Consider the following 26,743-nt stretch of genomic DNA (forward strand, 5'->3'; position numbering starts at 1 on the left):
GGCCACACGCGGCAAGAGGTTGCCATGTCCCAAGTGCTTCTCCCCCAAGGCTCCGCCAGCGCAATCAGCGAACAGGCAGTCAGTCGCCCGGCAAAAAGTCGTGACGGCGGCTACGCCGACAGTGGCAACGGCGGCAACAGCCGTTACCAAGACGTGTCCCGTGAACACACGCAAACCCTGGCACGTCAGGATCAGGTTAAAAACCGTTCTGCCGCTCAGCAAGCGGCTGCGAAAGACTCGAAAGCCGACGCCCATAAGGCCAATGCAGCGGATAAAAACGCGGCTAAGCCCCAAGCAGCGGATAGCGCCAAAAAACCTGCCGATGCTGACCGTAGCAGTCAGGCCGAAGCGGACGACGTTGGCAAGGTCAATGAAGCCCAGAGCGAGAACACCGAGCCCCTGGCTGTGACCAAGCCGCAGAACAACGCTGCCGAAAATACCGACACCGCAAAACTGCCCGATACGGAACCGGTGGCACTCACCTTTATGGAATTGCAGGCCATGCTGGCGCCAGCGGCTCCGGCCCCCGGTGCCGCTGGCGGTGCGGTGGTTATTAATAGCGCCGCCGGCGTTGCCTTGGCTAGTGCCGGCGCCATGCCGGCTGCAGGCATTCCAGGGCAATCACTGAATCCGCTGGCGGCGCCTGGCGCTATAAAGGCTGGCACAGAGGGCGCCGCGACAGGCTTGAGCGCCAGTCAAGCCGCGGGCCTGTCCCTCACCGACACATTGCGCAAAGCGGAAAGCCTGCGCCCGGCAGACGGCGCCAATTTGGTGGCCGACAGCCGTCTACAAAGCAGCGCCGACAGTCTGTTGCCGCAGCAGCCCAACAGCGCCGCCCGGGTGCAGACCGATCCGGCATTGGCTCTGCGCGGTTACACAACGTCTGTAGACGTGCCGGTGGGCCAGGCCGATTGGGGCGACAAAGTGATGGGCAAACTCAGCTGGCTTACCGCGCGCAACATGTCGGTGGCTGAAATTCATCTGTCCCCGGCAGACCTGGGCCCGATGGAAGTAAAGGTACGTATGCACAACGACCAGGCTAGCATAACGGTGCACGCAGCCAACCCAATGGTGCGCGATCAGTTAGAACAGAATTCGCACCGTTTGCGTGAGATGTTGAGTGAGCAGGGCGTTTCGCTGGAGCGATTTGATGTGTCTGACCAGCCCCGTCAGCAATCCGGTGAACAAGGTAATGCGGAGGCCGGCAGTAACGGTGGCCAGGGCCGGGCCTCTGAACTGGGTGTTCAGGACGTCATTTTAGCAGGCGGGCAGCTGGATTTGAGCTGGCGTGGTGAGGTTGATTTGTTTGCCTAGGCAAACTGTTTTGCCCAAGGCTGGGCTGAACGGTAAACTGCGCGCAATGGCTTATTTGAGTTTTTCAGGACCAATGACTTATGGCAGAGAACACCAGCGCTGATGAACCCGTAGCGAAAAAAAGCAAACTCAAGCTCTTTGTGTTGCTGGGCTTTCTGAATTTACTGGCTATTGTTTTGGCGGTGGCCGGTGCGCTCTGGTTTATGAATGGCAGCTTGTTCGGCATGGGTGGCGCCAAAACCGCTGATGAACAGGCCAAAGAACCGGAATTTCTAACCAGCGTTTATCTGGACTTGGAAGAACCCTTGCTGACCACCGTGCAAGCTGAAGGCCGCCAGCGTTACGCTCAAGTACATATGTCACTGGAAGCGGAAAGCCAGGCGGTGCTGGATGCCGCCAAAGTGCATTTGCCATTGCTGCGCAGCCAGCTAATTCAGCTGCTGGGCAGTCGCAGCTTTGACAGCTTGCGTGCCCCGGAAGGTCGCCAGGAGCTGGCACAGGCGATGACTGACAAGGTCAATGAGCTGTTGGCCATCGAGAACGCAGCCGCTATTCGTCAAGTATTGTTCAGCAACTTTGTTGTTCAGTAATTTTGTTGTTCAGTAAGGTGAACGTTTGATATAGCCGCTATGCGGCTGGAATCTACACAGCGGAATCGACTATGCAGGACTTGCTGTCTCAGGACGAAATCGATGCGCTCCTTCATGGAGTAGATGACGGTGACATCGACACCGACGACGACACCGACGACGACGGCGTAAAAAACTACGATTTGGCCAGCCAGGACCGCATCGTTCGCGGGCGCATGCCAACACTGGAAATGATTAACGAGCGTTTTGCCCGCTACACCCGCATCAGCTTGTTCAACCTGCTGCGGCGCACCGCCGATGTGTCAACTAGCGGCGTTCAGATCATGAAGTTCGGTGAATACGTGCACACCCTTTATGTGCCAACCAGTTTAAACCTATGCAAAATACGTCCGCTGCGCGGCACGTCGCTGTTTGTGCTGGATGCAAAGCTGGTATTCAAACTGGTGGACAACTTCTTCGGTGGTCAGGGCCGCCACGCCAAAATTGAGGGCCGCGAGTTCACCCCTACCGAAAACCGCATTGTGCAGATGATGCTGAATCAGGTATTCCACGACATGCAGGAAGCCTGGCAGACGGTGTTAAAAGTGAATTTCGAGTATTTGAGCTCGGAAGTGAATCCGTCTATGGCCAATATTGTCAGCCCTAGCGAAGTAGTCGTGGTGAGTACTTTTCATATAGAACTGGACGGCGGTGGCGGCGAACTGCACTTTGCGCTTCCATACTCGATGATTGAGCCGATTCGCGATGTGTTGGACGCCGGCGTGCAAAGCGACATCGACGATACCGACGAACGCTGGGTAAGCGCGCTTCAGGAAGACATCAAGGCAGTCAGTGTGGCGGTGAACTCTACAATCTGCCGTCGCCACATTTCACTGCGTGAAGTGGCCAAGTTCAAAGCTGGTGACATCATACCCATTGAAATGGCGGAGCATTTAACCGTCACCGCTAACGGTATTCCGATATACACCGCAACGTTGGGCACCCGCGATGATAAATTGGCACTGAGAATTCACGGACGGGCGACGTTGCCCAAGGTCAAGAAACAACTGAAGGTAGGGCGTACCTAATGGCTGACGACGATAAAACAGACGACCAGAATATGAGCGAAGATGAAAAACTGGCGGCAGAGTGGGAGGCCGCGATGGGTGAGTCTGGCGCGGAGTCTGACAGCACCGAAGACAACTGGGACGAGGCGATGGCCGAGGCGGCTGGCGCTGGGAATCGTGGTAAAGAAAGTGACAAAAAAAACAACGTACGCGCAGCGCCGATGGAAGAGTTTGGTTCAGACAGCGTTAACACCTCAAAAGACTCGCCAGATCTTGACGTGATCATGGACATACCGGTGACCATCTCGATGGAAGTCGGCAATACCATGATTCCTATCCGCAATTTGCTACAGCTGAATCAGGGTTCGGTGATCGAGCTTGACCGTCTGGCCGGCGAGCCGCTGGACGTGCTGGTGAATGGCACCTTGATTGCCCACGGCGAGGTGGTGATGGTTAACGATAAATTTGGCATTCGCCTGACGGACGTCATGAGCCCGGGCGAGCGCATCAAGCGCTTGCAGAAATAGTATGACGTCAAAGTTCTGGCAGGCAGTTCCTGTACTCTGGTTGATGGCGGCGTTTCCGGCCATGGCAGAGCCCGCTGCGCCGCAAGCGCAAGCGCAACTGATTGGGGCGACGCGCACTCCGGATACCCTGTCTACTCTGGTGAGCCTGGGTTTGGGCTTGCTGGCGGTGATTGCGATTATCTATGGCTGCGCCTGGCTGATCCGCCGCATGACCGGCATGACCGGCATGAACAACAGCGCTATTAAAGTGGTGTCGGTGATGGCCCTAGGCGCTCGCGAGCGCATTGCGGTGGTGGATGTGGCGGGCCAGCAGTTGCTGCTGGGTATCACGCCCAGCACCATTAGCACTCTGCACGTGTTCGATAAGCCAGTCGTGAGTGTAGGCGGCAGCGCGCCCAGTGGTGAATTTGCCCGCAAACTCCAGTCCCTGATGAATAAAACCCAGGCTCCGAATGTCGCGGCCGACAGTTCTGGTAGATCGACCAATGACCGCAAGATTTGAACCTGCGCGCCTGTTAGAGGCGCTATTGCCATTACTGATTGTCGTTGCTGCTATGGTTTGGGCTCCACTGGCCCAGGCGGACTTGCCCGGCATACCGGCGTTCACCGTAGAGCCCGGCGCCGGTGAGGGCCAGCAGGAATATTCGGTAACCTTGCAGATTCTGGCGCTGATGACTGCGCTGACGTTTTTGCCGGCGATGCTGATGATGATGACGTCGTTCACTCGCATCATTATCGTATTTTCGATACTGCGCCAGGCCCTGGGCCTGCAATCAGCGCCGTCTAACCAAATTCTGCTGGGGCTGGCGTTGTTTCTGACCATATTCATTATGAAACCGGTGTTGGAAGAAGCCAACCGTGTAGGGTTGCAACCCTATCTGCAGGAAGAAATGACCTCACTGGAAGCCGTCGAAGCCGCGTCGGAGCCGTTCAAAAAGTTCATGCTGGCCCAAACCCGCGAAAGCGACCTCGGACTTTTCATGCGCATGGCTGACGAGCAGTTTGTCAGCCCTGAAGACGTCACGTTCTGGGTGCTGCTACCGGCGTTTGTTACCAGCGAGCTGAAAACGGCGTTCCAGATTGGTTTTATATTGTTCATACCTTTTCTGATTATCGACATGGTGGTGGCCAGCGTGCTGATGGCCATGGGTATGATGATGCTGTCGCCGATTATTATCTCGCTACCGTTCAAAATCATGCTGTTTGTGCTGGTAGACGGTTGGGCGTTGATAATGGGCACCCTGGCGGCCAGCTATGGCCTTTAGTGTGCGCGGCGCCGAATGCTATGAAGCGCTTAATGGAGGCTACCTATGACCCCTGAAACTGTCATCGATATTTTGCGCGAAGCGCTGTGGATGATTGTGCTGCTGGCGTCGGTGATTATTACCCCGGGCCTGATTATTGGCTTGGTGGTCAGTACCTTTCAAGCGGCCACTCAAATCAACGAACAAACCCTGAGCTTTCTGCCGCGCCTGCTGATCACACTGATCGTGATCATTGTGTGGGGGCCGTGGATGCTGACAAAACTGCTGGACCACGCTAACGCGCTCTTCTCCAGCATTCCCTTTTTGATCGGCTGACCCATGCTGCCTACCGAACTCGGTGCCGATCTGATAGGCCAGTGGGTTGGTCAACATTTATGGCCGCTGTTCCGCATTGCCAGCTTTTTGATGGTGATTCCCATTTTTGGTACCCAGTTGGTGCCTGCCCGGGTGCGCCTGGGCCTGGCTCTGTTGATGACCATTATCGTGGTGCCGATGATTCCTCCGGTGCCCCAGATAGACGCCTTAAGCGCCGATGCGGTGGTGATTACCCTGCAGCAGATATTGATTGGCGTAGGGTTAGGTTTCGCGCTAACGGCGCTGTGGCAGCTGTTTGTGATTGCCGGCCAGATGATTGCCATGCAAATGGGCTTGGGCTTTGCGTCTATGGTGGATCCCGCGAACGGCGTGAACGTTGCGGTGCTGGCGCAAATCTACACCATCACCATCACTCTGTTGTTTTTGGCGATGAATGGCCACCTGGTGGCGTTTGAAGTGTTTATCGAGAGTTTTCGCACCTTGCCTATCGGCCTTGAAGGTTTAGGGCAGGCCGGTGTGTGGCAGTTGGCGCACCGTATTAGCTGGATGTTTGTATCAGCTATGCTGATGGCGCTGCCTGCGGTAACGGCGGTGTTGATTGTCAGTATTTCTTTTGGCGTGATGACCCGCGCCGCGCCGCAGATGAATATTTTCGCCCTTGGCTTCCCCATTGGCCTGATTTTTGGATTGTTTGCTATCTGGGTGTTGCACGCCAATTTTTTGCCGCATTTCGAGGTTTACGCCCGGCAGACGTTCGATTTCATGCGCGAGTTGCAACGGTAGTCATAACAGCATCAGGGTATTGCGATAATGGCCGACGACGACGGCAGTCAGGAGAAAACCGAAGAGGCCACCCCCCGAAGGCTCGAAAAGGCCAAGGAGGATGGCGAGACTGCGCGTTCTAAAGAGCTGGCGACGACGGCTGTGTTGATGGCCGGTGCTGGCGGTCTACTGATTTTTGGTACCCATCTTGGCGCGGCCCTGGAAGCCATCATGCGCGATGCCTTCACCCTCGAGCGCAGCGCCATTTTTGATATGCGCCATATGAGCGTGCAGCTGATTGCCTCCGCCAAAGCCGCAGCCTGGGCGTTGTCGCCCATTCTGGCCATGCTGCTGGTGGCCGCTATAGCCGGCTCCATCGGTATTGGTGGCTTGCTGTTCAGCGGCAAATCCATTGCACCCAAGCTTAGTCGTATGAACCCTATAAAGGGCATTGGTCGCATGTTTTCTTCACGCTCGCTAATTGAGCTGTTTAAAGCCATCGCCAAAGTGGGTCTGGTACTCACCATCGCTATTCTCATTTTGCAAGTGCGAACGGTGGACTTGCTGAGCATCTCCGCCGAACCGACGGTTCCGGCTATGGAGCATGTACTCTGGACCCTGGGTTGGAGCTTTTTTCTGTTGTCCTGTGCCACCATCATTATTGCTGTGATCGATGTGCCCTTCCAGATTTACGACCACCAGAAAAAGCTCAAAATGACCATGCAGGAAGTAAAAGACGAACACAAAGACAGCGAAGGTAAACCCGAGGTAAAAGGCCGTATCCGCCAGCTGCAGCGGGAGATGTCGCAGAGACGGATGATGCAGGACGTTCCAACCGCTGACGTGGTCATCACCAACCCGACCCATTACGCGGTGGCACTGAAGTACGACCCGAGCAGCATGGCCGCGCCTATGGTGGTGGCCAAGGGCGGTGACGAACTGGCCTTCAAGATTATGGAAATTGCCCGCGAAAACAAGGTAGAAATTCTGCGCACACCACCGCTGGCGCGGGCGGTGTATCACAACAGTGATATTGGTCAGGAAATACCAGACGGCCTGTACATGGCCATCGCCCAGGTGCTGGCCTACGTATTCCAGCTGCGTCAGTTCCGCAAGGGCCACGTCGACAAGCCCACCATGCCGAATTTCCCCATACCGTCGGACTTGCGACGCGACACTTGATGAGATAAAGGAAATTTATTGTGTTATTTGAAACCCTGATTTACACCATCAAAGACGGCTATGCCGAGATTCGCTTTAATCGTCCCCATCGTTTAAATGCCGTTATTGAGCCGTTTTACAAAGATTTATTGGCGGCGTTGAACCAGGCAGAAGCCGACCCTGAGGTCAGAGCCGTTTTATTAACCGGTGAAGGGCGCGCCTTTTGTGTGGGCGCCGATATGAAAGAGCACGGTTCGGGCGATCGCAGCCAGTATCAGCGTCGGCAGTATCTGCAATTGGGTAATGACGTTTGCGAAGCGATGTTTCGACTGAGTAAGCCGGTGGTTGCGGCCATTAACGGTTATGCATTAGGTGCGGGGGCCGAAATGGCCTGCTCTTGTGACTTCATATTTATGGGCGAGACGGCAAAAATCGGCTTTCCCGAAGTCAGCATTGGTACCTGTGTCGGCGGCGGTGTGACCAGTTTTCTGCCGCGTTTGGTAGGGTTAGCGAAAGCTCGTGAGCTGATCTTCACCGGCGTTAAAATTGACGGCCCCGAGGCTGAGCGTATTGGCTTGGCGACTCGTTCGGTAGCTGACGACGCACTGCTTGATGAGGCAGAGGCGTTTATCAAACAGCTGGCCACCAAAGCGCCAATCTCCATGTCATTGGTCAAGAAGTTATTGAACAACGCCTCTTACGCGGATCTGGATGCGCAGCTTCAGCATGAGTTGGACGGCGTGTTTATGTGCACCACAACCCAGGACTGGCAGGAAGGTGTTGATGCCTTCGCTCAAAAACGCCCACCCGTCTTCAAGGGCTGTTAATTATGAAAAGTTCATTGCACGAATTTCTGGCACCCGATTCAATCGCGATTCTGGGAGCCTCATCCGACCCCACCAAGCGCGGTTACAAGGCGATGGTCGGACTTATTAACGACGGCTATGAAGGGGCGATTTATCCGATCAATCCTAAAGTCGATACGATTCTGGGTTACAAAGCCTACCCGTCCATGGAATCACTGCCGGGGCCGGCGGCTTTGGCGCTGATATGTACGCCAGCGAAGACCATTCCCGACCTGCTGGGCCAATGTGGCCGCAATGGAACGAAAGGGGCGATTATCCTGGCAAGCGGTTTTGGCGAAGTGGACGAAGCCGGTGCAAAGCTGGGGCAGGAAGTATTAGAGGCCGCTCAAAAAGCCAGCGTGCGTATTGTTGGCCCCAACACATCCGGGGTTTTCAATCTTCATAAAAAAGTGAATTTGCTGGCTCTCGACAACGTTAAGCCTGGCGATATCGGCATCATATCTCAGTCAGGGAATATGCTGTTGGCTCTGGCGCTTGAAGCGGAAAGTAACGGGCATGTGGGTTTTAGCACCTATGTGGGGCCAGGAAACCAAATTGATTTAGGCTTTGCAGACTACCTTCAATATTTGGGAGAAGACGAGAACACGCGTGTAGCAACACTTTATGTAGAGGGTTTCAAAGACGGCCGCGTGTTTTTGAATGTTGCCAAAGAAATCGCGAAAACCAAGCCTGTGGTGGTTTATAAGTCGGGCTCAACCGAGGCCGGCCAGAAAGCCGCCAAATCGCACACTGGAGCTTTAGCCGGCAGCTATGCGATGACGGTAGACCTGCTTCGTCAGGTGGGCGTAACCGTGGTCAGCCAGTCTGACGAGATTCTGCCGGTTGCCGAAGGCTTGGGTCTTTTGCAGCAGGCGAATGGAAACCGGGTTGCGATTTTGGCTGACGGTGGTGGCCAGGCAACAATTGCTTCTGATCGCTTGTGTGAAGCAGGGTTGGAACTGGCCGAGCTGTCTGATGCGACCCGATTAGCGCTGCGGGGTATTCTCTTTCCACAGGCGTCGTTGGTAAACCCTGTTGATGTGGCTGGCAGTACCGACGCGAACCCGAGTCTGCTTGTAAACTGCATGAGCATTCTGGTTGAGGACGCGAACGTTGACATGGTGTTCCTGGTGGGGATGTTCGGTGGCTACGGCCTTCGCTTTGCAGAGGAACTCAAGGCGGAAGAGCTGCAGACGGCAGATGCGATCGCGGAACTGTCTGGCCAGACCGACAAACCGTTGGTGGTTTACAGCCTTTACAGCCATGTTCGGCCTGAACCGCTGGTTAGACTGCGCGAAGCAGGGGTGCCTGTTTACAATTCGATTGAGCACGCGGTTCAGGTCTTGAAAGCGCTGAACGAACGGGGTGCCTATATCGCCAGTAACCAGCGGGCGGAGCTGGCGCAGCCACTGAGCCCCGATGCTGGCGTTGTTGCAACCTTTAAGCAGGCTCAAAGAAGCGGTCGGGATTTGTTTGAATTTGAGGCTAAGTCATTGTTGCGCACTTACGGCGTGGATGTGCCGAAAGAGCTGATAGTCCGAAATGAGGCCGAGTTTTTAGAGGCGGTTGCTGAGTTTGGTCACACGTCGTTGGCTATGAAAGTTGTTTCCAAGGATATCTTACACAAATCGGATGCCGGCGGAGTCAAACTCAATCTCAGTGGCGAAGTGGATTTGCGCCGCGGCCATGCTGAAATTCTCACCGCGTGTAAGCTCTACAAAGCCGATGCCGAAATAGAGGGCGTTTTGTTAGCGCCCATGGCTCGTAAGGGCACCGAGGTTATAATCGGGGTCAGCCGTGACCCGGTGTTCGGACCGGTGTTGATGTTCGGCCTGGGCGGTATTTTTGTGGAAGTCTTGGAGGACGTAGCTTTTCGCGCCATTCCACTGAGCCGGGGTGACGCCCACGCCATGGTAAATCAGATCAAAGCCCGCAAGATATTGGATGGCGTCCGCGGCGAACCCGCGGTGAGTAAAGACGCGCTGGTCGAGCTGCTGTTGAAAGTGTCCAGTATTGTTGACGCTCACGCCGAGATCCTTGAACTGGATCTTAATCCCGTGATTGCCTATCACGACGGTTACGCGGTGGTTGATGCCCGCGTGATCGTTTGCCAGGAGACACCGCTATGAGTCAATCAAACATGAGTCTGTCAAATATGAGCAACCTGCCACAGTTAGTCGATGCACTGATTACTCTTGAGAATCGTATTGCGACGCTAACTCTAAACCGCCACGACTTACGCAACGCCCTTACTGGGTCCCATTTAATCGACGATATTGTTACCACCGCCGAATGGGTCAATGGCTGTGATGATGTCTCGGTACTGGTTATCACCGGTGCCGGTTCAGCCTTCAGTGCGGGCGGAAACGTCCGCGACATGGCCGAGCGCGGCGGCGATTTTGCCGGTGATGCAGCGGAATGCGCCGAACGCTATCGCAAGGGCATTCAGCGTATTCCGTTGGTCATGCAGGCTGTCGAGGTGCCGATTATTGCCGCTGTGAATGGGCCTGCCATCGGTGCGGGCTTTGATCTGGCCAATATGGCCGATGTCCGTATAGCGTCAGAGAAAGCTAAGTTCGGCGAAACTTTCCTTAATCTTGGAATCATTCCGGGGGACGGTGGCGCCTGGTTGATGCAACGCCTGATCGGCTACCAACGGGCTTTCGAGTTAACCTTGTCTGGTCGGATTGTTGATGCGCACGAAGCAAAAGAATTGGGCATTGTTTTGGACGTGGTGCCGGCAGATGAGCTGATGCCTACGGTCATGACGTTAGCCGGACGGATGGCCAGCCAGCCGCCTAAAGCGACTCGGATGACCAAGCGCTTGATGAAGATGGCGCAGCGGATGGAGCTGAAGGACTTTCTGGATCTTTGCGCCTGCTTTCAAGGCATGTGCCATAACGAGCCAGAGCACTTGGATGCGGTGAACCGAATGCTGGAATCCATGGCACGCCGCTAAGCCGCTCAGGGAGGTGAATGGGCCGGATAGGGCGGGGTTTACTTGCGCTTTTGAACCAATGACAATGAGATGAGTGTTAGAACAAGCTTGTCACTTGTTCTTTCATGTCATTAATCGGGGTGCCAACGTAGAAAAATCCCCTAACGCGACTCTGCGTATCGATAACAAATATTTTGGCACTGTGGGAGTAGAGATATCCCTTTTCTTCTTGTTGTTCATCATCCACGGAAAGTTTTTAAATTCCTTGGTTACTTTCTCATTGGCAAGTTTGCTGTATTCCGCATGATAGAGCTTTGCCGCGTGGTCAATTTTTTCTCTTTCGTCCACCAGTCCAATGAAGCTAGGGTCAAAGTACTCTAGATATTTGTTTAGATGTTCTGGGGTATCATAGTCAGTATCTATGCTGATAAATAAAAATTGTACTCTTTTCCGCTGCTCTGGGGTGAGTGTCTTAATCATCTGGCTAATATGGGCAATGGTTGTGGGGCAAATGTCAGGGCAATTGGTATAGCCAAAAAATAGCATGACGACCTTGTCTTGGTAGTCTGACAGGCTGACGTCATAACCTTTACTACTCTGCAACGTAAAATCACCTCCTATACTTTTAAGAATAGGCATTTTTGGCATTGCGGTATTACTTAACAGGATCATCGTCAGGCAGAGTCAACTCGCTGATACCAGTGTTCTGTTTTTCATAATAGCTAAATCCTTACAATGTCTTGGGGGTGTGCCTGGTAACTTAGCAGCAGAACTTCTGCACCGAGATCGGTTTTTGGCGCAAGATATTGCTCAGTGTAAACTTGCATTAATACCTTGCCGTCTATGATGCTCAAGCGCATAGAAACGCCAATATTGGCTATCTCATTTTCACCTTGGGCGCTGAGCGCGCTCCATTGATACTCAAAATCCACGTGGTATCGCTGTTTGTCTATTGGGCTTATTCTAAGATTTTTTATAACTCGCCGAATTTGAGTTAACCCTTGCGCCTTGATTTGGGCTTTATAGTCACTTAGGCTGATTATCTGATCTTCCGCCAATGTCACCTGAGCGTCACTCGCAAGCCAATGAGATAACGATGCTGAGCCGGGCTTGTCGAGTCCTTGGGTCCAACTATAAAGAAATGCGCGTATTAAATTTGTGCTAGCGCTGGCAATGTAGCGAGATTCGAAATCATCTTTTTCGTTAAGTTCGGTTTCTACCTTGAGCACCTGTTGTAAGTTATGGTCAAAGGTGACTAATTGCTGCACATACTGACCTGTTACGTGATCGGCTCCCGCTGTAGCGGGGTAAAACTCTAAGGTCACGCGCACTCGATGGCCTGCAGGTAGCGTATCTGAGGCTGGATTATCAGCTAATGGGGCTATATCTAAAATCCGATGCGCTCCTTTTTCCCAGCTATTCAGCGGGTACTCTTTAAAATCGAGTACGACTTGAGGATGGTCTTTACGCCAATTTTCATTGCTGTCTAATTCGCCATACCATTGATAGACACTGGCATAGATTAAATAATTCTTCGTGTTTTTATCGACTTGTTGGGCTGTGGCAGTTTGGCAGGCTATAATCAGAAAAAATATAGACATTACTTTGAGCATGGCACTTTCCTTCGTTACCTCGCGCTAGTGGCCCAGAAATAGTTATTCTGAGCCACATTTTAGTACGATATCTTTAAGTTATTATCTGACCGAATAGCTTAGGACTCGTATTTAGGAATTGATAGGGGAAGGCTTGCTGACCTGAGTCATCAAATCATCATTCCACTCGCCGTCAACCTTGATATGGCCTGCAGCACCTTTCATGATGGCTTCAATTAAATTATGATTCACATAGACATAAAGCCCTGGTTGCTTGAAGGTATATAAAGCTGCGCCAGCACTGCCACCGGCAATGTGCCAGGTCTCCAAGTTTTGAGATGGCCTGTCACTGAATGAACCTGTGTTCCAAACATAATCCCCGTGACCACCAATAATATGTGGGCGAGTATCACGGTTCGCTTGAGAGTGAACAAACAGCACAGTTTCACCAAGCTTGGCTGTCATGGAATTCTGACCTGTTAAGGCCCCAACTGCGCCGTTAAAGACAACATGAGATGGGGTGAGAGTTTTCATAACTTCCAAGGTTTCATTCATGCTGCCTAAAACTGTGTCATAAGCCTTATATTGCCCTTGCTCATTCTTGGGGATATAGAAATCTTGTTCGCCAATGTAATAGGCCTTGTCGTAAATTAGGTTGTTACCATCGCCATCGCTCAAACCTTCACGTGGTAATACCATGATGGCGCCATTCATGCCCATCACGACATGCCAAGGGATCATGACGCCACCTGGCGCGCAGTGATATACAAAAGTGCCTACTTTAATGGCTTTAAATCTGAAGGTGACTTCTTCACCTGGAGAAACAAGCGTTAACTCTCCGCCTCCCAAGGCACCCGTTGCCGCGTGAAGATCTATGTTATGGGCTAGCGTGTTGGTTTTAGGATTAACCAAGGTTAATTCAACATAGTCGTGTTGGTGGCAAACAATTAACGGCCCGGGCACGCTGCCATTAAAAGCGCATACCCATGCCTTAGTGCCATTTTCCAGCTCTATTTGTTTTTCTTCTACATGGAGGCGTACTTCAACGACTTTAGGTTTGCCTTTGGCGACCTGGTCATGCACAGGCACCATAGGTGGGACGACGAGTACTTGCTCGACTCGCTCTAGCTGGTCCGCGGTATAGCTAGCCATACGGTCCACTGGTTTACCTGTTTCAGCCTGAGCCAATGCTGGCACTAACCCTGCTGCAATGCCTGCGCCCAAGAAGCCAGCACTGATTGAGCCACTGATAAAGTTACGACGCTGTTCATTGACTGCTGGTGTTTTTAAAGTTTTGCTTTCCATACCTAGCTCCATGATTCAGTAGCATTTTTCTACATTTTGACAGCACAAAATCATTAAGTGAGTCATCTGAAACTGAGCATAGATAAGATGAGTAAATCACAATTGATTGAAATCAAATCGATATAATTAGCTTCATCCTAATTGACCGAGATCAGATAAATAATCATCTTTTTTAAATTTGCAGTAGAAAATAGCGGGCTGAATGTGATCTAGAATAGCGTTATCTGGCTTCGTTAAGCCGTTAAATTGGTGCGGCGGCGCTTAAGTTAGCCGGCCCCCAGGGCGGGGGCCGGGTGCTGATCAGTCTTTCTTTTCGTAAATGGCTTTGCCCCAGGCTTCGCGTGAGCCCGGCAGAATAAGGTTCAGGGCGACGGCTACGATCGCACAAAGCGCAATGCCTGCCAGATGCCCCAGCACCATGCCGCCAATCCCAAATACCAAGGTAATACCGACAATCACCAGATTGCGTGGCAAGCCCAGATCCACTTGGTGGCGTATCAGCGTGCTCATGCCCACCACCGCAATAGAACCGAACAGCAGGCATAGAATGCCGCCCATCACCGGCACCGGAATGGTCTGCAGCACCGCGCCGAATTTACCCACAAAGGCCAGTACAATGGCGATAACCGCGGCCCACCACATGGTTTTCGGGTTGAAGTTGCGGGTCAGCATGACGGCGCCAGTCACTTCCGAGTAGGTGGTGTTGGGCGGGCCACCCAGCAGTGATGCGGCGCTGGTGGCCAGGCCGTCGCCCAGCAGGGTGCGGTGCAGGCCTGGTTTGTCCAGGTAGTTCTTGCGGGTAACATTGCCGATGGCCAGTACGTCGCCAATGTGTTCAATAGCCGGGGCAATCGCCACCGGAATCATGAACAAAATGGCTCCCCAGCTGAATTGTGGCGCGGTAAAGTTGGGAATAGCCAGCCAGGGCGCTTGTTGCACCGGCGTCGTATCTACCAAACCCATTATGGCTGCCAGGCCATAGCCCACCAGCACGCCAAACATGATTGGAATCAGGCGAAAAATACCTTTTGCCCACACCGATGCGCCTACGGTACACACCAGGGAAATCATCGCAATCCACAGCGCGGTGTTTTCCGCAATAAGCTGTACGCTGCCGTCACCGGTGCGGCCAGACGCCATGTGCACTGCTACCGGTGCCAGCCCCAAGCCAATCACCATAATCACCGGGCCAATCACCACCGGTGGCAGCAAGCGGGTAATAAAACCGGTACCGCGAACTTTTACCAGGGCGCTCAGAATGATGTACAAAATACCCGCCGCCATCAAACCGCCCATGGTTTCTTCCATACCGAATTTGCCTTTGGAGGCAATCACCGGGGCAATAAAGGCGAATGACGACGCCAGAAAAATCGGAATCTGACCACCGGTCACAATGTGAAAAATGATGGTGCCAAGGCCCGCAGTGAAGAGCGCGACATTTGGGTCCATGCCGGTAATCAGTGGCATCAGCACCAGTGCGCCAAAGGCCACCAACAACATCTGGGAGCCGGCTAACGCTTGCTTCCACACCGGCTCATGAAAAGATTCGTCGACAGGCTCGTGGTTAGCATCGTTGACAGACTCGTTAGGGTGTTGGGACATAAATCAAACGTCCTTCTGCTTGGTGCCGAAAATCTTGTCGCCGGCGTCGCCCAGGCCAGGCAGGATATAGCCTTTTTCATTCAGGCCGTCGTCGATAGAGGCGGTGTAGATAGACACATCCGGATGCGCAGTCAGAACTCGTTTCACGCCTTCAGGGGCGGCCACCAGAATCAGCGCGCGAATGTCGGTGCTGCCGGCTTTTTTCAGTAAATTAATGGTCGAGATAATCGAGCCACCGGTGGCCAGCATGGGGTCGATAATCAGCGCCATGCGTTGGTCCAGTTCACCCACTAGCTTTTCCATGTAGGTGGTGGCTTCCAGGGTTTCTTCGTTGCGGATCTGACCTACCACGCTCACCCGAGCTGCGGGCAAGAGCGCCAGTACGCCGTCCAGCATGCCAATGCCAGCGCGCAGAATCGGTACGATGGTTACTTTTTTACCCTGAATCTGTTCCACGGTGACCGGCCCGGCCCAACCGTCAATCTGCTGTTTTTTCAGGGTCATGTCTTTGGTGGCCTCGTAAGTCAGCAGCGTACCCAGTTCCTGCGCCAGTTCACGAAAATTCTTGGTGCTGATATCGGCACGGCGCATCAGGCCAATTTTGTGCTGTATCAGAGGGTGTTTTACTTCGTGGATGGGCATTGCTGTCACCTGTTTGTCGTGATGGTTGAGGGCGCTGGGTCGTGCATAAGGGCAGCGACACAAAATAGCGAAAGGATACCGTATCTGGTGGTTTGCGTCAGGCTGCTGGCAGCAGAAAGTTGTAGGGGATTTCCTGAAGATTGGTATGGTTTTTGCGAAGTACCTGTTAAAACGCGCCAATGCGCCAGAAATTAGGTCAGATCCGATCAATTTAGATCAAGCCAGACCCAATTAGGTAATCATTAGAGAGAAATCCGGCATGGACTTAGCTTTAGTCTTTAAAAACGTCAAATCCTTGGCGCAGGGGAACCTCGGGGTTCCACTGATGCTGATGGGATTGCTGGGCATGATGATTTTGCCTGTACCGGCGTTTTTGCTGGACGTGTTTTTTACCTTCAACATAACCCTGTCCATCGTGATCCTGTTGGTGTGCGTGTACGCCTTAAGGCCGATGGATTTTGCTGCGTTCCCCACCGTTTTGCTGCTGGCGACTTTGCTACGCCTGGCGCTGAACGTCGCGTCTACCCGTATTGTGCTGCTGGAAGGCCATAATGGCGGGGATGCGGCGGGTAAAGTGATTGAGTCTTTCGGTGCGGTGTTGATTGGCGGTAACTACGCTGTTGGCCTGGTGGTATTTGCCATCCTGATGATCATCAACTTTTTGGTGGTCACTAAAGGTGCTGGTCGAGTGTCGGAGGTGAGCGCCCGATTTACCCTGGATGCTATGCCCGGCAAGCAAATGGCCATCGACGCCGACTTGAACGCCGGTTTGATTAATCAGGAAGACGCCAAATTTCGCCGTAGGGAAGTTGCCGAAGAAGCCGATTTCTACGGCTCCATGGACGGTGCTTCGAAATTTGTAAAAGGCGACGCGGTTGCGGGCCTGCTAATTCTGGCGATCAACATCATTGGCGGGATTGCTATTGGTATGGCCCAGCACGGGCTGGATTTTAGCTTAGCGGTGGAGCGCTACGCGCTGTTGACCATTGGTGACGGCCTTGTGGCCCAAATCCCGTCGCTGTTGTTGTCTACGGCGGCGGCGATTATGGTCACTCGAACCACCTCCAGCCAAGATATGGGCAGCCAGATTCTGCAGCAAATGTTCGATGTGCCCAAAGCTCTTGCTATTGCTGCCGGTATTCTGATTTTGCTAGGCCTGATTCCTGGTATGCCCCACGTAGCCTTTCTGGGCTTGGGTTCGCTGGCGGCGGCAGCGGCCTGGCTTACCTGGAAGAAAAATCAACAAATAGTTGAAGAAGGTGACAAATTCCCGGTACGTGGCGGTGCAGGAACGGCTGGTCGTACCAGCGGTGGTGAACTGGTCAGTGGCGACAGTGGTAGCCAGGCTTTACCGGCACCGGCAGAGAATCGCGAGCTGGGCTGGGACGACGTTGCCACCGTGGACATTGTAGGCCTGGAAGTCGGCTACCGTCTTATTCCGTTGGTGGATAAAAGCCAGGGCGGGCAGTTGCTTAGCCGTATTAAAGGCGTGCGTAAAAAGTTGTCCCAGGATTTGGGCTTTTTGATGCCCTCGGTGCATATCCGCGACAACCTGGACTTAATGCCCAACGTTTATCGCATCACCCTGATGGGCGTCACCATTGCCGAAGCGGATATTCACCCGGAGCGTGAGCTGGCCATCGACCCCGGCCAGGTGTTTGGCAAAGTGGAGGGTATAGAAGGCAAAGATCCGGCTTTTGGCCTTGATGCCATCTGGATAGAGCCAGAGAAAAAAGACCAGGCCCAAAGCCTGGGCTACACCGTGGTAGACGCCAGCACCGTAGTGGCTACTCACCTGAATCAGATTCTGCAGACCCACGCCTATGAGTTGCTGGGCCATGAAGAAGTGCAGAAGTGGCTGGACCAGTTGGAAAAGGTATCGCCGAAACTGGCGGAAGAGCTGGTGCCTTCAGCGGTGAACATCAGCGTGTTGCTGCGAGTGCTGCAGAATTTGCTAAAAGAAGAAGTGCCTATTCGTGATATGCGCTCTATCGCCGAATCCATAGTGAATATGCACCCGCGCAGTCAGGACCCGAAAGTCTTGACCACGGCAACCCGTCAAGCCCTGCGGCGGATGATTGTGCAAAGCATCGTTGGTAACGAATCCGAAATACCGGTGATTACCCTGGATCCAGATCTGGAACAGTTATTGCTTAAGTCTGTACAGCAGAGTCAACAATCCGGCGCGCAGGACGATATCGGGCTAGTGCTAGAGCCGAACATGGTGGAAAAACTCCAGCGCTCACTGCAGGACAGCGTGCAGCGCCAGGAAGTGCTCGGTAAACCAGCGATTCTGCTGGTGTCTGGCCCGCTGCGGCCGGTGCTGGCAAAGTTCGCCAGTTACGGCATAGAACGCCTGCACGTTCTGTCTTATCAGGAAGTGCCGGATAACAAACAGATTACCATCGTAGCGTCGGTAGGCCAGTAACGGCGCAGACGACACTCGGATAACGTCAGCCGCGTTCCCGGCAAAGGATGAGAAAGCATGAAAGTAAAACGTTTTTTTGCACCTACAATGGCCGCAGCCCTGAAGCAGGTCAGCGAACACATGGGGCCGGATGCGATGATACTTTCCAACCGCCGGGTAGATGGCGGCGTTGAAATTGTGACGGCCCTCGATTACGACGAAAACATGGCGCGCCAACGCCTGGGTGACAAAGCGGTGACAGCCACCAGCGGCACTCATCTGGCAGAGCTGCAGGCAGACCAGCAGCGCCACCTGGAAGACGAGCTTGGCCGCTCCCGTGAGCGCATCCGCGGTGTGCGCGATCAGCGCGCCGACAGCCAGGCCGGTTACGGTTCCATTGCTGAAACTGTCAATGGCTTTGCTAACATGACCAGTGCAGATCCGTTTGCAGAGGGCGGCATAACTTTGCCGGCCGGCGCTGACGAGCGTAGCCAAAATGCGGCAGCGCAAAGCGGTCAGCCTGCGGGTTATGCCGGGGAGCTTGCGGCCATGCGTTCTGAAATGAGCAGTCTGCGCGAGCTGATGAGCGGTCAGACCGCGCCTGCCGCGTTAAAAGACACCAGTGCTGACGCCAATGTTACGGCGCTTCAGCAGCGCCTGGCAGAACGTTTGGGTGAGTTCGGCCTTAGCCGCGAGCTGTCTGACAATCTCGCCCGCCGTCACCAAGCCGTGCGCCTGGAGGATGGCTGGAAGCAGTCTCTCAAAATGCTGGTTAACGGTGTGCGTACCCCACGCCAGGAATGGCTGGATGAAGGCGGCATATTTGCTCTTGTTGGACCTACTGGAGCGGGTAAAACCACCACCATCGGCAAACTGGCGGCACGTTACGTGCTGCGCCACGGAGCCGACTCCCTGGCGTTGATTACCACTGATCGTTATCGGGTTGCGGCGCACGAGCAATTGTTTGTGTTTGGCCGTATTCTTAACGTGCCGGTTCGGGTGGTTGATGAAAGCCACCCGCTGGATGAAATTCTGGATGAGTTGTCTGATCGTCGCCTGGTGTTGATTGATACCGCCGGGCTGACCAGCACCGATCGGGGCTATCAGGAACAATTGGCCGAGCTAGTCCGCAGTCATCACAAAATCCGTACACATTTGGTGGTGTCTGCCACCAGCCAGCCGCGGATTATGAAATCCGTATGGCATTGCTATAAGATGGCAAACCTTGCCGGTTGTGTGATTACCAAGATCGACGAGGCTCTGACTCTGGGCGAAGCGCTGGGATTTGTTATGGAAACCAGTCTGCCGGTGGCTTGGTACACCGACGGCCAGAAAATACCCCAAGACTTGCACCCGGCGAAAGCGCTTGCGCTGGTGCAACTCGGTGTAGAACGTCTGAAGGGTTTGCGGCAGGAGCAGGCAGTTGCCAGCGGGTCTTAAAAATGCCGGTTGTAAAAGCATCACAGCAAGCGGGCAGTGAAGAACAGTGGGGCAGCGGCTACATCCGTTCCCGGTTAAACATGGCAAGAGGCCATCATCAGTATGAGTAAAGCACATCCGGTTCAGGTAATTGCGGTCACTGGCGGTAAAGGTGGCGTTGGCAAAAGTAATGTGTCGGTCAACCTGAGTATTGCTCTGGCGCAAAAGGGCCGTCGGGTGGTGCTGTTAGACGCCGACCTGGGGCTTGCCAACATCGATGTGCTGTTAGGCTTGAAAACCAAGCGCAATCTGCAAGACGTACTCAATGGCGACTGCGACTTGCGTGATGTGCTGGTAGACGGCCCCGGCGGCATCAAGATTGTGCCGGCCTCATCAGGTACCCAGCGCATGACCCAGCTCAGTGCTATGGAGCACGCCGGGCTGATTCACGCCTTCAGCGACATCGCCGACCAGATCGACATACTGATTGTGGATACGGCCGCAGGCATCTCCGAATCGGTGGTCAGCTTTTTGCGGGCATCCCAGGAACTGCTGCTGGTGGTGTGCGACGAGCCTACTTCGATTACCGATGCCTACGCCTTAATCAAGTTGATGAATCGCGATTACCACACCAACCGCTTCCGGATTCTGGCCAATCAGGTGAACACCGAACAAGAAGGCCGGCTTTTGTATGAAAAACTGACCCGGGTTACAGAACGTTTTCTGGATGTAGCGTTACAATATGTAGGTATAGTGCCTTTTGACGAGGCCGTTAAAAAAGCGGTGCGGCGTCAGCAAGCGGTGTTGGAAGCTTACCCGCAAGCAAAAGCCTCGCTGGCCATAAGGGCTCTCGCTGAAAAAGTGGACAGTTGGCCGCTGCCATCATCACCGCGGGGCCATCTCGAATTCTTTATAGAGCGGCTCGTCGAAGTTTAAAACACATCCCGTACAAAAAGCGGATTTATGACACTGGTGAAAGATCTCGGAGTCTATCAACGGTCGGGTGCTTCAGACGCTTGCTGGCTGATTGAAGAGCACGCGCCTCTGGTCAAGAAAATTGCCCTTCATCTGCTGGCACGATTGCCCTCCAGTGTTCAGCTGGAAGATCTGATGCAGGCTGGCATGATTGGTTTGCTTGAGGCGTCGCAGCGCTACGCCACGGGTAAAGGTGCGACCTTTGAAACTTACGCCGGTATTCGAATCCGTGGGGCCATGGTAGACGAAATCCGCAAAGGCGACTGGGTTCCGCGTTCGGTGCACCGAAACTCCCGTCGCATTTCCAACGCTATCAAAGCTGTAGAGGGCCGCGAAGGCCGCGAAGCCCACGATGTCGAAGTGGCTGCTGAGCTGGATATGACGCTGTCGGAATACCACAGTTGCCTGGCCGACTCCAACAGCGGTCGGCTTTTCAGTCTGGATGAGCTCAATGATTCCGGCGAACTGCCGATAGAACAATCAGAGACGGATGATAATCCGCTGCACGGGGTGTCAGAGTCCGCCTTCCGTAACAGTTTGGCGGCGGCCATTGAAACCCTGCCAGAACGTGAAAAACTGGTGCTGAGCCTCTATTATCAGGAAGAGTTGAACCTGAGGGAAATCGGTGCTGTGCTGGACGTCAGCGAAAGCCGGGTCAGCCAGATTCACAGCCAGGCTGCCTTGCGCTTACGCAGCCGGTTAGCCGACTGGAAAACAGACCATACATAATTCTAGCGCCTGCAGCCCGCGAGTTGCGGGCAGTGATGCAACGAGATTCGAATAGATTTCAACGATTGGAGGTCCTCATTGGACAAAAATATGAAGATCCTTATTGTGGACGATTTTTCCACGATGCGGCGCATTATCAAAAACCTGCTGCGTGACTTGGGCTTCACCAACACCGACGAAGCCGACGATGGCAATACGGCATTGCCGATGCTGAAAACCGGCAAGTACGACTTTCTGGTGACCGACTGGAATATGCCCGGCATGTCCGGTTTTGACCTGCTCAAGAATGTTCGCGCCGACGATCAGCTGAAAACCCTGCCGATCCTGATGGTGACGGCCGAAGCCAAGCGCGACCAGATTGTCGCTGCGGCGCAGGCCGGTGTGAACGGCTACATTATAAAGCCGTTCACTGCCGCCGTTCTCAAAGAAAAAATCGAAAAAATCTTTGAGCGAATTCAGTAACCGGGGAGTGGATACAAGCCATGAGCAAGTCAACAGGCGAGCGCCATGCCCTGGAACCAGAGCTGACGGAAAAATTAAAGCAACAGTCCGAACGGTTGGTTGAGAGCGTGCGCGCGGGCGATTATGCGCGCGCTATGGCACTGATCAGCGAGCTTGCAGAAGTGCGAGATCAGGGCCTGTACCACGAAGTAGGGCGGCTAACCCGCAGCCTGCACGAAGCCATGCGTAATTTTCAGATTGATCCGCGCAGCCCCGAACAGAAAGAAGCACTGTCAAAAATGACCGACGCTTCCGATCGCCTGGAATACGTGGTGCAAATGACGGGTCAGGCGGCGAATCGCACCATGGATCTGGTGGAAGAAAGCATGCCGGTCGCCCGCCATTTGCAAGAGGAAGCCCAGGATCTGCTCCAGCAGTGGCAGCGTCTGCGGCGGCGGGATATGGCTCCGACCGAATTCCGCGAGTTACACGCTCGCATGGACCAGTTTTTGGGGGCGTTGAGCACCGACGCCGGCAAGCTTTACGGTAACTTCTCAGAAATTTTATTGGCGCAGGATTATCAAGACCTGACAGGTCAAGTAATTCAAAATGTAATCACCCTAGTGCGTGAAGTGGAAGACAACCTGGTGAGCCTGGTGGTGATGGCCGGCCACGTAGACCAGTTGACCGGTACCGTGCACCAGATGGAGGATAATCAGCCTTCGGCTGAGCAGGGTGTGGGTCCGCAAATAATGCCAGAAAAACGCAAAGATGTGTTGTCTGGTCAGGTTGACGTGGATGACCTGTTGTCCAGTCTTGGTTTCTGAACAATGAGGAAAAAACATGTCGTTTGATGGCGATGAAGAAATCCTGCAGGACTTTCTGGTTGAAGCCGGCGAGATTCTTGAGCTGCTGTCTGAGCAGCTCGTGGACCTGGAGCAAAATCCTGACGACAGCAATTTGCTAAATGCGATCTTTCGTGGTTTTCACACGGTCAAAGGCGGAGCAGGCTTCTTGCAGTTAGATGCCTTGGTAAGCTGCTGTCACTCGGCGGAAAACGTATTCGACACCCTGCGCAACCACAAGCGCAAAGTAACCTCTGAGCTGATGGACGTCGTCCTGGAAACCCTGGACAACGTGAATGCCATGTTCGAAGAGGTGCGTCAGCGTGAAGCGCCCACGCCGGCGCCGCAGGAACTGATTGAGCGGCTGGATCAGTTGGCATTGCCTGAAGGCGAAGTCGCGATTCATTCAGCTGCGCCCGCCAGCGCTGACCAGGGCGACATTACCGATGACGAATTCGAACAGCTGCTCGACGCCCTGAACGGTGACGAAACAGCGTCAGCGGTTGCTAGCGAAACCAGTGCGGTTGGCCCGGTTGCAAGCGGCAATGGCGACATTAACGACGACGAATTCGAAGCTCTTCTAGATCAACTCCACGGCAAAGGCCAGTTCGCCGGCGCCCCGGCAGCGCCGGCAGCCGCCAAAGAAACCGTGGCTGAGACCAGCAGTGCCCAGCCAAACGATATATCTAACGACGAATTCGAAGCACTGCTGGACCAGCTTCACGGCAAGGGCGGCAGCCCGACAGCAGCCATTGCGGCTGCGTCCACCGCGCCAGCGTCCGCTAAAAAGCCGGAACCAGCCAAGGTTCCATCAGTGGCCAAAGCTCCAGCCGAACCGGCACAAGCCAAAGCGCCGGCCCGCGAGGCTGCCAATGCCGCTGCGGAAACCAGCGTGCGGGTAGACACTAAACGCCTGGACGACATCATGAATATGGTGGGCGAGCTGGTGCTGGTGCGGAACCGCCTGCAACGCCTAGGTGATCAAAGCGAAGACGAGCAGATGCACAAAGCAGTGGCCAATCTGGATGTGGTCACCACCGACCTACAGGCTGCTGTCATGCAAACCCGCATGCAGCCCATTAAGAAAGTGTTTGGTCGTTTCCCGCGGGTGGTACGTGACCTCGCTCGCAGCCTGAAAAAAGAAATCAATCTGGTGATGCACGGCGAAGACACCGATCTTGACAAGAATCTGGTGGAAGCATTGTCGGATCCGTTGGTGCACCTGGTACGCAACTCGGTGGACCACGGCATTGAAAGCCCGGCAGAGCGGGAACGGGCCGGTAAGCCTAGAGTTGGCACCATCACCTTGTCGGCGGAGCAAGAGGGTGATCACATCCTGCTGTTGATCACCGACGATGGCGCTGGTATGAACGCCGACGTGTTGCGCCGCAAAGCCGTCGAGAAGGGCATGTACGACCAGGATGGCGCCGACCGGCTGACCGATCAGGAATGCTACAACCTGATATTTGCCGCCGGTTTTTCCACTAAAGACCAAATTTCCGATGTGTCTGGCCGTGGTGTGGGTATGGATGTGGTGAAAACGAAAATCAGCCAGCTCAACGGCCAGCTTAGCGTGGTGTCAAAGTTGGGCGAAGGCTCAAGCATTGTGATCAAAGTGCCACTGACTTTGGCCATCATGCCTACGCTGATGATTATGCTTGCTGACCAGTCGTTCGCACTGCCGTTGGTTAATGTGGTGGAAATATTCCACCTTAATTTGAGCAAGACCAACGTGGTAGATGGTCGCGAATGTGTTGTGGTGCGCGACAAGGTATTTCCGCTGTTTCACATCAAGCGTTGGCTCATTCGTGGCGGTGCTGGAAACGTTGAGCCGGAAAACAGCCACGTGGTGATTGTGTCTATGGGTACCCGCCAGGTCGGGTTCGTGGTTGACCAGCTTGTAGGCCAGGAAGAAGTGGTGATTAAACCTCTCGGGCGCGGGCTGCTGGGTACGCCGGGTATGGCTGGCGCCACCATTACCGGTGATGGCCGGATTGCGCTGATTATCGATGTGCCCAGTTTGCTGCAACATTACAGTTAACGCCGATACATCGCCGATCTATTGTTGATACATCGTCGATTAATTGTCGAACGGCCGCCGGTTTGGCGGGTGGCAGGCATTGCCCGGAGAAGTAAATGACGGTTTCTGTGCTGATTGTTGATGATTCCAGTTTCTTTCGTAAACGTCTGAGTGAAATCTTGGGTGCGTCTGGCCAGATCACCGTGGTTGGCACCGCCAGTAACGGCCGCGAAGCGGTAGAGCAAGCAGAGAAACTGCGCCCTGATGTGATTACCATGGATTACGAAATGCCTGTCATGGACGGTATTACGGCCGTGCGGGAAATACTGCGCAGACACCCGATACCGGTGTTGATGTTTTCGTCGCTTACTTATGATGGTGCGCGGGTCACCCTGGATGCGCTGGAAGCTGGAGCCGTGGATTTTCTGCCCAAGAATTTCGAGGAAATTGCCGGCAACAGCAGTCAGTTACAAAAAATATTGGTAGAACGTGTTGTTAGTATCGCCCGTAGCCGGCCCAAAAGCTTTGGGAGCACTCGCGCCCCGGAACCACCAGAGGCATCGGCTGGGGCTGCGGCTGACCGAGCTGCGACTCCAGAGGTACAGCGGCGCCCCATAGCTAAGCGCCCCGCGGCTGCAGCAGCGGTTGCCAGTCCAGAGCGCCATCACCGGCGCACACCATCCAGGCACTACACAGTGGTGGCGATCGGCACCTCTACCGGTGGCCCGGTGGCCCTGCAGAACGTGCTCATCGGCCTGCCCGCCAGCTTTCCTGCACCGCTGATTCTGGTACAGCACATGCCCGCCAGTTTCACCCCGGCTTTTGCCGAGCGGCTGAACCGGTCATGCCAAATACAGGTGCGCCAGGCCGAAGATGGTGATTTGCTGCGCCCCGGCCTGGCTTTGTTGGCACCGGGCGGCAAACAGATGATGGTGGAAAACCGCGGCGGCCAGGGCCGGATACGAATATTGCCCGGCGATGATCGGCTCAATTACAAACCTTCGGTAGATGTCACCTTTGGTTCGCTGGCGCGCAGCTTTCCCGGTAAAACCTTGGGTATTGTACTAACGGGCATGGGCGCAGATGGCCGCGAAGGCTGCCGCATGATGAAACAGAGCGGCTCGATTGTGTGGTCGCAGGATGAAAAAAGCTCGGTGATTTACGGCATGCCCATGGCCGTGGCTAAGGCCGGCCTGAGTGACGAAGTCCTGGCGCTGAACGACGTTTGCCAGCGGCTTAAAGATGGAGTTTGCTGATGGATGTGCTTAGCCTTCTTGGTGTTATCCTGGCGTTTGTAGCCATTTTGGGGGGTAATTTACTGGAGGGCGGTGCGCTTGCGTCGTTGTTCAACGCGCCGGCGGCGCTGATTGTTATTGGCGGTACCCTGGCAGCCACCATACTGCAGACCTCCTGGCCGGTGCTGAAGCATGCGTTCAGCCAATCCCGCTGGGTATTTGTACCGCCGTTTGTTAGCCTGGAAGACGGCCTCGACAAAGTGGTGAACTGGAGCGTTATTGCCCGCAAAAACGGCCTTCTGGGGCTGGAGGGGCTAGCAGAAAGCGAGCCGGAGCGGTTTGTCCAAAAAGGCTTGCTGTTGTTGGTTGACGGTGCCGAAAGCAGCACCATTCGCAGCATCATGGAAGTAGATCTGGACACCCGAGAACAGCGGGATCTGGATTCAGCGCGGGTGTTTGAAGCCATGGGTGGCTATTCGCCCACCATCGGCATTATTGGCGCGGTGATGGGGCTGATTCAGGTAATGACCAATCTGGAAGACCCGGAGTCACTGGGCAACGGAATCGCCACCGCTTTTGTTGCCACCATCTATGGGGTGGCGTTGGCTAATCTGCTTTTTTTCCCGGTGGCCAATAAACTGCGTGGGCTGGTGCGCGAGCGCACCCGCTACGAAGACATGATGATTGAAGGCCTTATTGCCATCGCTGAAGGTGAAAATCCGAAATCCATCGAAATCCGCTTGCGTGGATTTCTTCCCTGGTAGCGAG

26 protein-coding genes are annotated in these 26,743 nt (G+C 54.2%); 21 read left to right on the forward strand and 5 right to left on the reverse strand.

What is annotated here, in order from left to right; all coding sequences use genetic code 11:
* Positions 1 to 24 precede the first annotated feature (24 nt).
* The 12 genes from MRBBS_RS04755 to MRBBS_RS04810 all read left to right on the forward strand — a co-directional run bounded on the left by MRBBS_RS04755 (position 25) and on the right by MRBBS_RS04810 (position 10,784).
* The gene (locus tag MRBBS_RS04755; protein ID WP_014870297.1) at positions 25 to 1,314 is read left to right on the forward strand and encodes a flagellar hook-length control protein FliK; all 1,290 of its coding nucleotides are present in this window, start codon (positions 25 to 27) and stop codon (positions 1,312 to 1,314) included.
* A gap of 80 nt (positions 1,315 to 1,394) precedes the next feature.
* Positions 1,395 to 1,904: a flagellar basal body-associated protein FliL gene (fliL, locus tag MRBBS_RS04760; RefSeq protein WP_014870298.1), complete on the forward strand. Its 510-nt coding sequence runs from the start codon at positions 1,395 to 1,397 to the stop codon at positions 1,902 to 1,904.
* A gap of 71 nt (positions 1,905 to 1,975) precedes the next feature.
* Positions 1,976 to 2,971 carry a flagellar motor switch protein FliM gene (gene fliM / locus MRBBS_RS04765; RefSeq protein WP_014870299.1) on the forward strand — a complete coding sequence of 332 codons (996 nt, stop codon included), beginning with the start codon at positions 1,976 to 1,978 and terminating at the stop codon, positions 2,969 to 2,971.
* On the forward strand, positions 2,971 to 3,477 hold the full coding sequence (fliN, locus tag MRBBS_RS04770) for a flagellar motor switch protein FliN (RefSeq protein ID WP_014870300.1): 507 nt from the start codon (positions 2,971 to 2,973) through the stop codon (positions 3,475 to 3,477). Before fliM ends, fliN begins: the two co-directional genes overlap by 1 nt.
* 1 nt (position 3,478) lies before the next feature.
* On the forward strand, positions 3,479 to 3,979 hold the full coding sequence (fliO, locus tag MRBBS_RS04775; protein ID WP_014870301.1) for a flagellar biosynthetic protein FliO: 501 nt from the start codon (positions 3,479 to 3,481) through the stop codon (positions 3,977 to 3,979).
* The gene (fliP, locus tag MRBBS_RS04780) at positions 3,963 to 4,742 is read left to right on the forward strand and encodes a flagellar type III secretion system pore protein FliP (RefSeq protein WP_041635082.1); all 780 of its coding nucleotides are present in this window, start codon (positions 3,963 to 3,965) and stop codon (positions 4,740 to 4,742) included. The genes fliO and fliP overlap by 17 nt, the downstream gene beginning before the upstream one ends.
* Before the next feature lie 45 nt (positions 4,743 to 4,787).
* Positions 4,788 to 5,057 (forward strand): flagellar biosynthesis protein FliQ, encoded by a 270-nt coding sequence (gene fliQ / locus MRBBS_RS04785; protein WP_007348710.1) that lies wholly within the window; start codon positions 4,788 to 4,790, stop codon positions 5,055 to 5,057.
* Between the two features lie 3 nt (positions 5,058 to 5,060).
* Complete coding sequence (gene fliR, locus MRBBS_RS04790) at positions 5,061 to 5,840, forward strand: flagellar biosynthetic protein FliR (RefSeq protein WP_014870303.1); 780 nt, start codon at positions 5,061 to 5,063, stop codon at positions 5,838 to 5,840.
* 27 nt (positions 5,841 to 5,867) lie between these two features.
* Positions 5,868 to 7,001 (forward strand): flagellar biosynthesis protein FlhB, encoded by a 1,134-nt coding sequence (gene flhB, locus MRBBS_RS04795; protein ID WP_014870304.1) that lies wholly within the window; start codon positions 5,868 to 5,870, stop codon positions 6,999 to 7,001.
* Positions 7,002 to 7,021: 20 nt separating this feature from the next.
* A complete protein-coding gene (locus MRBBS_RS04800; RefSeq protein WP_014870305.1) occupies positions 7,022 to 7,807 on the forward strand; it encodes an enoyl-CoA hydratase/isomerase family protein in 786 nt (261 codons plus the stop codon).
* Positions 7,808 to 7,809: 2 nt separating this feature from the next.
* Complete coding sequence (locus MRBBS_RS04805; RefSeq protein WP_014870306.1) at positions 7,810 to 9,954, forward strand: acetate--CoA ligase family protein; 2,145 nt, start codon at positions 7,810 to 7,812, stop codon at positions 9,952 to 9,954.
* A complete protein-coding gene (locus tag MRBBS_RS04810) occupies positions 9,951 to 10,784 on the forward strand; it encodes an enoyl-CoA hydratase-related protein (protein ID WP_014870307.1) in 834 nt (277 codons plus the stop codon). The genes MRBBS_RS04805 and MRBBS_RS04810 overlap by 4 nt, the downstream gene beginning before the upstream one ends.
* A 102-nt stretch (positions 10,785 to 10,886) precedes the next feature.
* Here the strand turns inward: MRBBS_RS04810 and MRBBS_RS18620 are convergent, their stop codons facing one another.
* The 5 genes from MRBBS_RS18620 to upp form a co-directional block, all read right to left on the reverse strand.
* Positions 10,887 to 11,411: an SCO family protein gene (locus tag MRBBS_RS18620; protein ID WP_227497576.1), complete on the reverse strand. Its 525-nt coding sequence runs from the start codon at positions 11,409 to 11,411 to the stop codon at positions 10,887 to 10,889.
* Between the two features lie 74 nt (positions 11,412 to 11,485).
* On the reverse strand, positions 11,486 to 12,376 hold the full coding sequence (locus MRBBS_RS04820) for a hypothetical protein (RefSeq protein WP_014870309.1): 891 nt from the start codon (positions 12,374 to 12,376) through the stop codon (positions 11,486 to 11,488).
* Positions 12,377 to 12,487: 111 nt separating this feature from the next.
* A complete protein-coding gene (gene nirK / locus MRBBS_RS04825; protein WP_014870310.1) occupies positions 12,488 to 13,660 on the reverse strand; it encodes a copper-containing nitrite reductase in 1,173 nt (390 codons plus the stop codon).
* A 300-nt stretch (positions 13,661 to 13,960) separates the two neighbouring features.
* Positions 13,961 to 15,262, reverse strand: coding sequence for a uracil-xanthine permease family protein (locus MRBBS_RS04830; protein WP_014870311.1), 1,302 nt, complete (start codon positions 15,260 to 15,262; stop codon positions 13,961 to 13,963).
* Between the two features lie 3 nt (positions 15,263 to 15,265).
* The gene (gene upp, locus MRBBS_RS04835; RefSeq protein ID WP_014870312.1) at positions 15,266 to 15,904 is read right to left on the reverse strand and encodes a uracil phosphoribosyltransferase; all 639 of its coding nucleotides are present in this window, start codon (positions 15,902 to 15,904) and stop codon (positions 15,266 to 15,268) included.
* A 259-nt stretch (positions 15,905 to 16,163) separates the two neighbouring features.
* Here upp and flhA point away from each other — a divergent pair, with 259 nt between their 5' ends.
* The 9 genes from flhA (at position 16,164) to MRBBS_RS04880 (ending at position 26,739) form a co-directional block, all read left to right on the forward strand.
* Positions 16,164 to 18,332: a flagellar biosynthesis protein FlhA gene (flhA, locus tag MRBBS_RS04840; RefSeq protein WP_014870313.1), complete on the forward strand. Its 2,169-nt coding sequence runs from the start codon at positions 16,164 to 16,166 to the stop codon at positions 18,330 to 18,332.
* 57 nt (positions 18,333 to 18,389) lie between these two features.
* The gene (flhF, locus tag MRBBS_RS04845; protein WP_014870314.1) at positions 18,390 to 19,751 is read left to right on the forward strand and encodes a flagellar biosynthesis protein FlhF; all 1,362 of its coding nucleotides are present in this window, start codon (positions 18,390 to 18,392) and stop codon (positions 19,749 to 19,751) included.
* Between the two features lie 102 nt (positions 19,752 to 19,853).
* Positions 19,854 to 20,666: a MinD/ParA family protein gene (locus MRBBS_RS04850; protein ID WP_014870315.1), complete on the forward strand. Its 813-nt coding sequence runs from the start codon at positions 19,854 to 19,856 to the stop codon at positions 20,664 to 20,666.
* Positions 20,667 to 20,693: 27 nt separating this feature from the next.
* Positions 20,694 to 21,434, forward strand: coding sequence for an RNA polymerase sigma factor FliA (locus tag MRBBS_RS04855; protein WP_014870316.1), 741 nt, complete (start codon positions 20,694 to 20,696; stop codon positions 21,432 to 21,434).
* Between the two features lie 78 nt (positions 21,435 to 21,512).
* On the forward strand, positions 21,513 to 21,896 hold the full coding sequence (cheY, locus tag MRBBS_RS04860; protein WP_014870317.1) for a chemotaxis response regulator CheY: 384 nt from the start codon (positions 21,513 to 21,515) through the stop codon (positions 21,894 to 21,896).
* A gap of 20 nt (positions 21,897 to 21,916) precedes the next feature.
* Positions 21,917 to 22,702, forward strand: coding sequence for a protein phosphatase CheZ (locus tag MRBBS_RS04865; protein WP_014870318.1), 786 nt, complete (start codon positions 21,917 to 21,919; stop codon positions 22,700 to 22,702).
* Between the two features lie 16 nt (positions 22,703 to 22,718).
* Positions 22,719 to 24,761: a chemotaxis protein CheA gene (locus MRBBS_RS04870; protein WP_014870319.1), complete on the forward strand. Its 2,043-nt coding sequence runs from the start codon at positions 22,719 to 22,721 to the stop codon at positions 24,759 to 24,761.
* Positions 24,762 to 24,856: 95 nt separating this feature from the next.
* On the forward strand, positions 24,857 to 25,996 hold the full coding sequence (locus MRBBS_RS04875) for a protein-glutamate methylesterase/protein-glutamine glutaminase (RefSeq protein ID WP_014870320.1): 1,140 nt from the start codon (positions 24,857 to 24,859) through the stop codon (positions 25,994 to 25,996).
* Positions 25,996 to 26,739 carry a flagellar motor protein gene (locus MRBBS_RS04880; RefSeq protein ID WP_014870321.1) on the forward strand — a complete coding sequence of 248 codons (744 nt, stop codon included), beginning with the start codon at positions 25,996 to 25,998 and terminating at the stop codon, positions 26,737 to 26,739. The genes MRBBS_RS04875 and MRBBS_RS04880 overlap by 1 nt, the downstream gene beginning before the upstream one ends.
* Positions 26,740 to 26,743 lie beyond the last annotated feature (4 nt).

The sequence above is a fragment of the Marinobacter sp. BSs20148 genome, from assembly GCF_000283275.1.
Taxonomy (GTDB): domain Bacteria; phylum Pseudomonadota; class Gammaproteobacteria; order Pseudomonadales; family Oleiphilaceae; genus Marinobacter; species Marinobacter psychrophilus.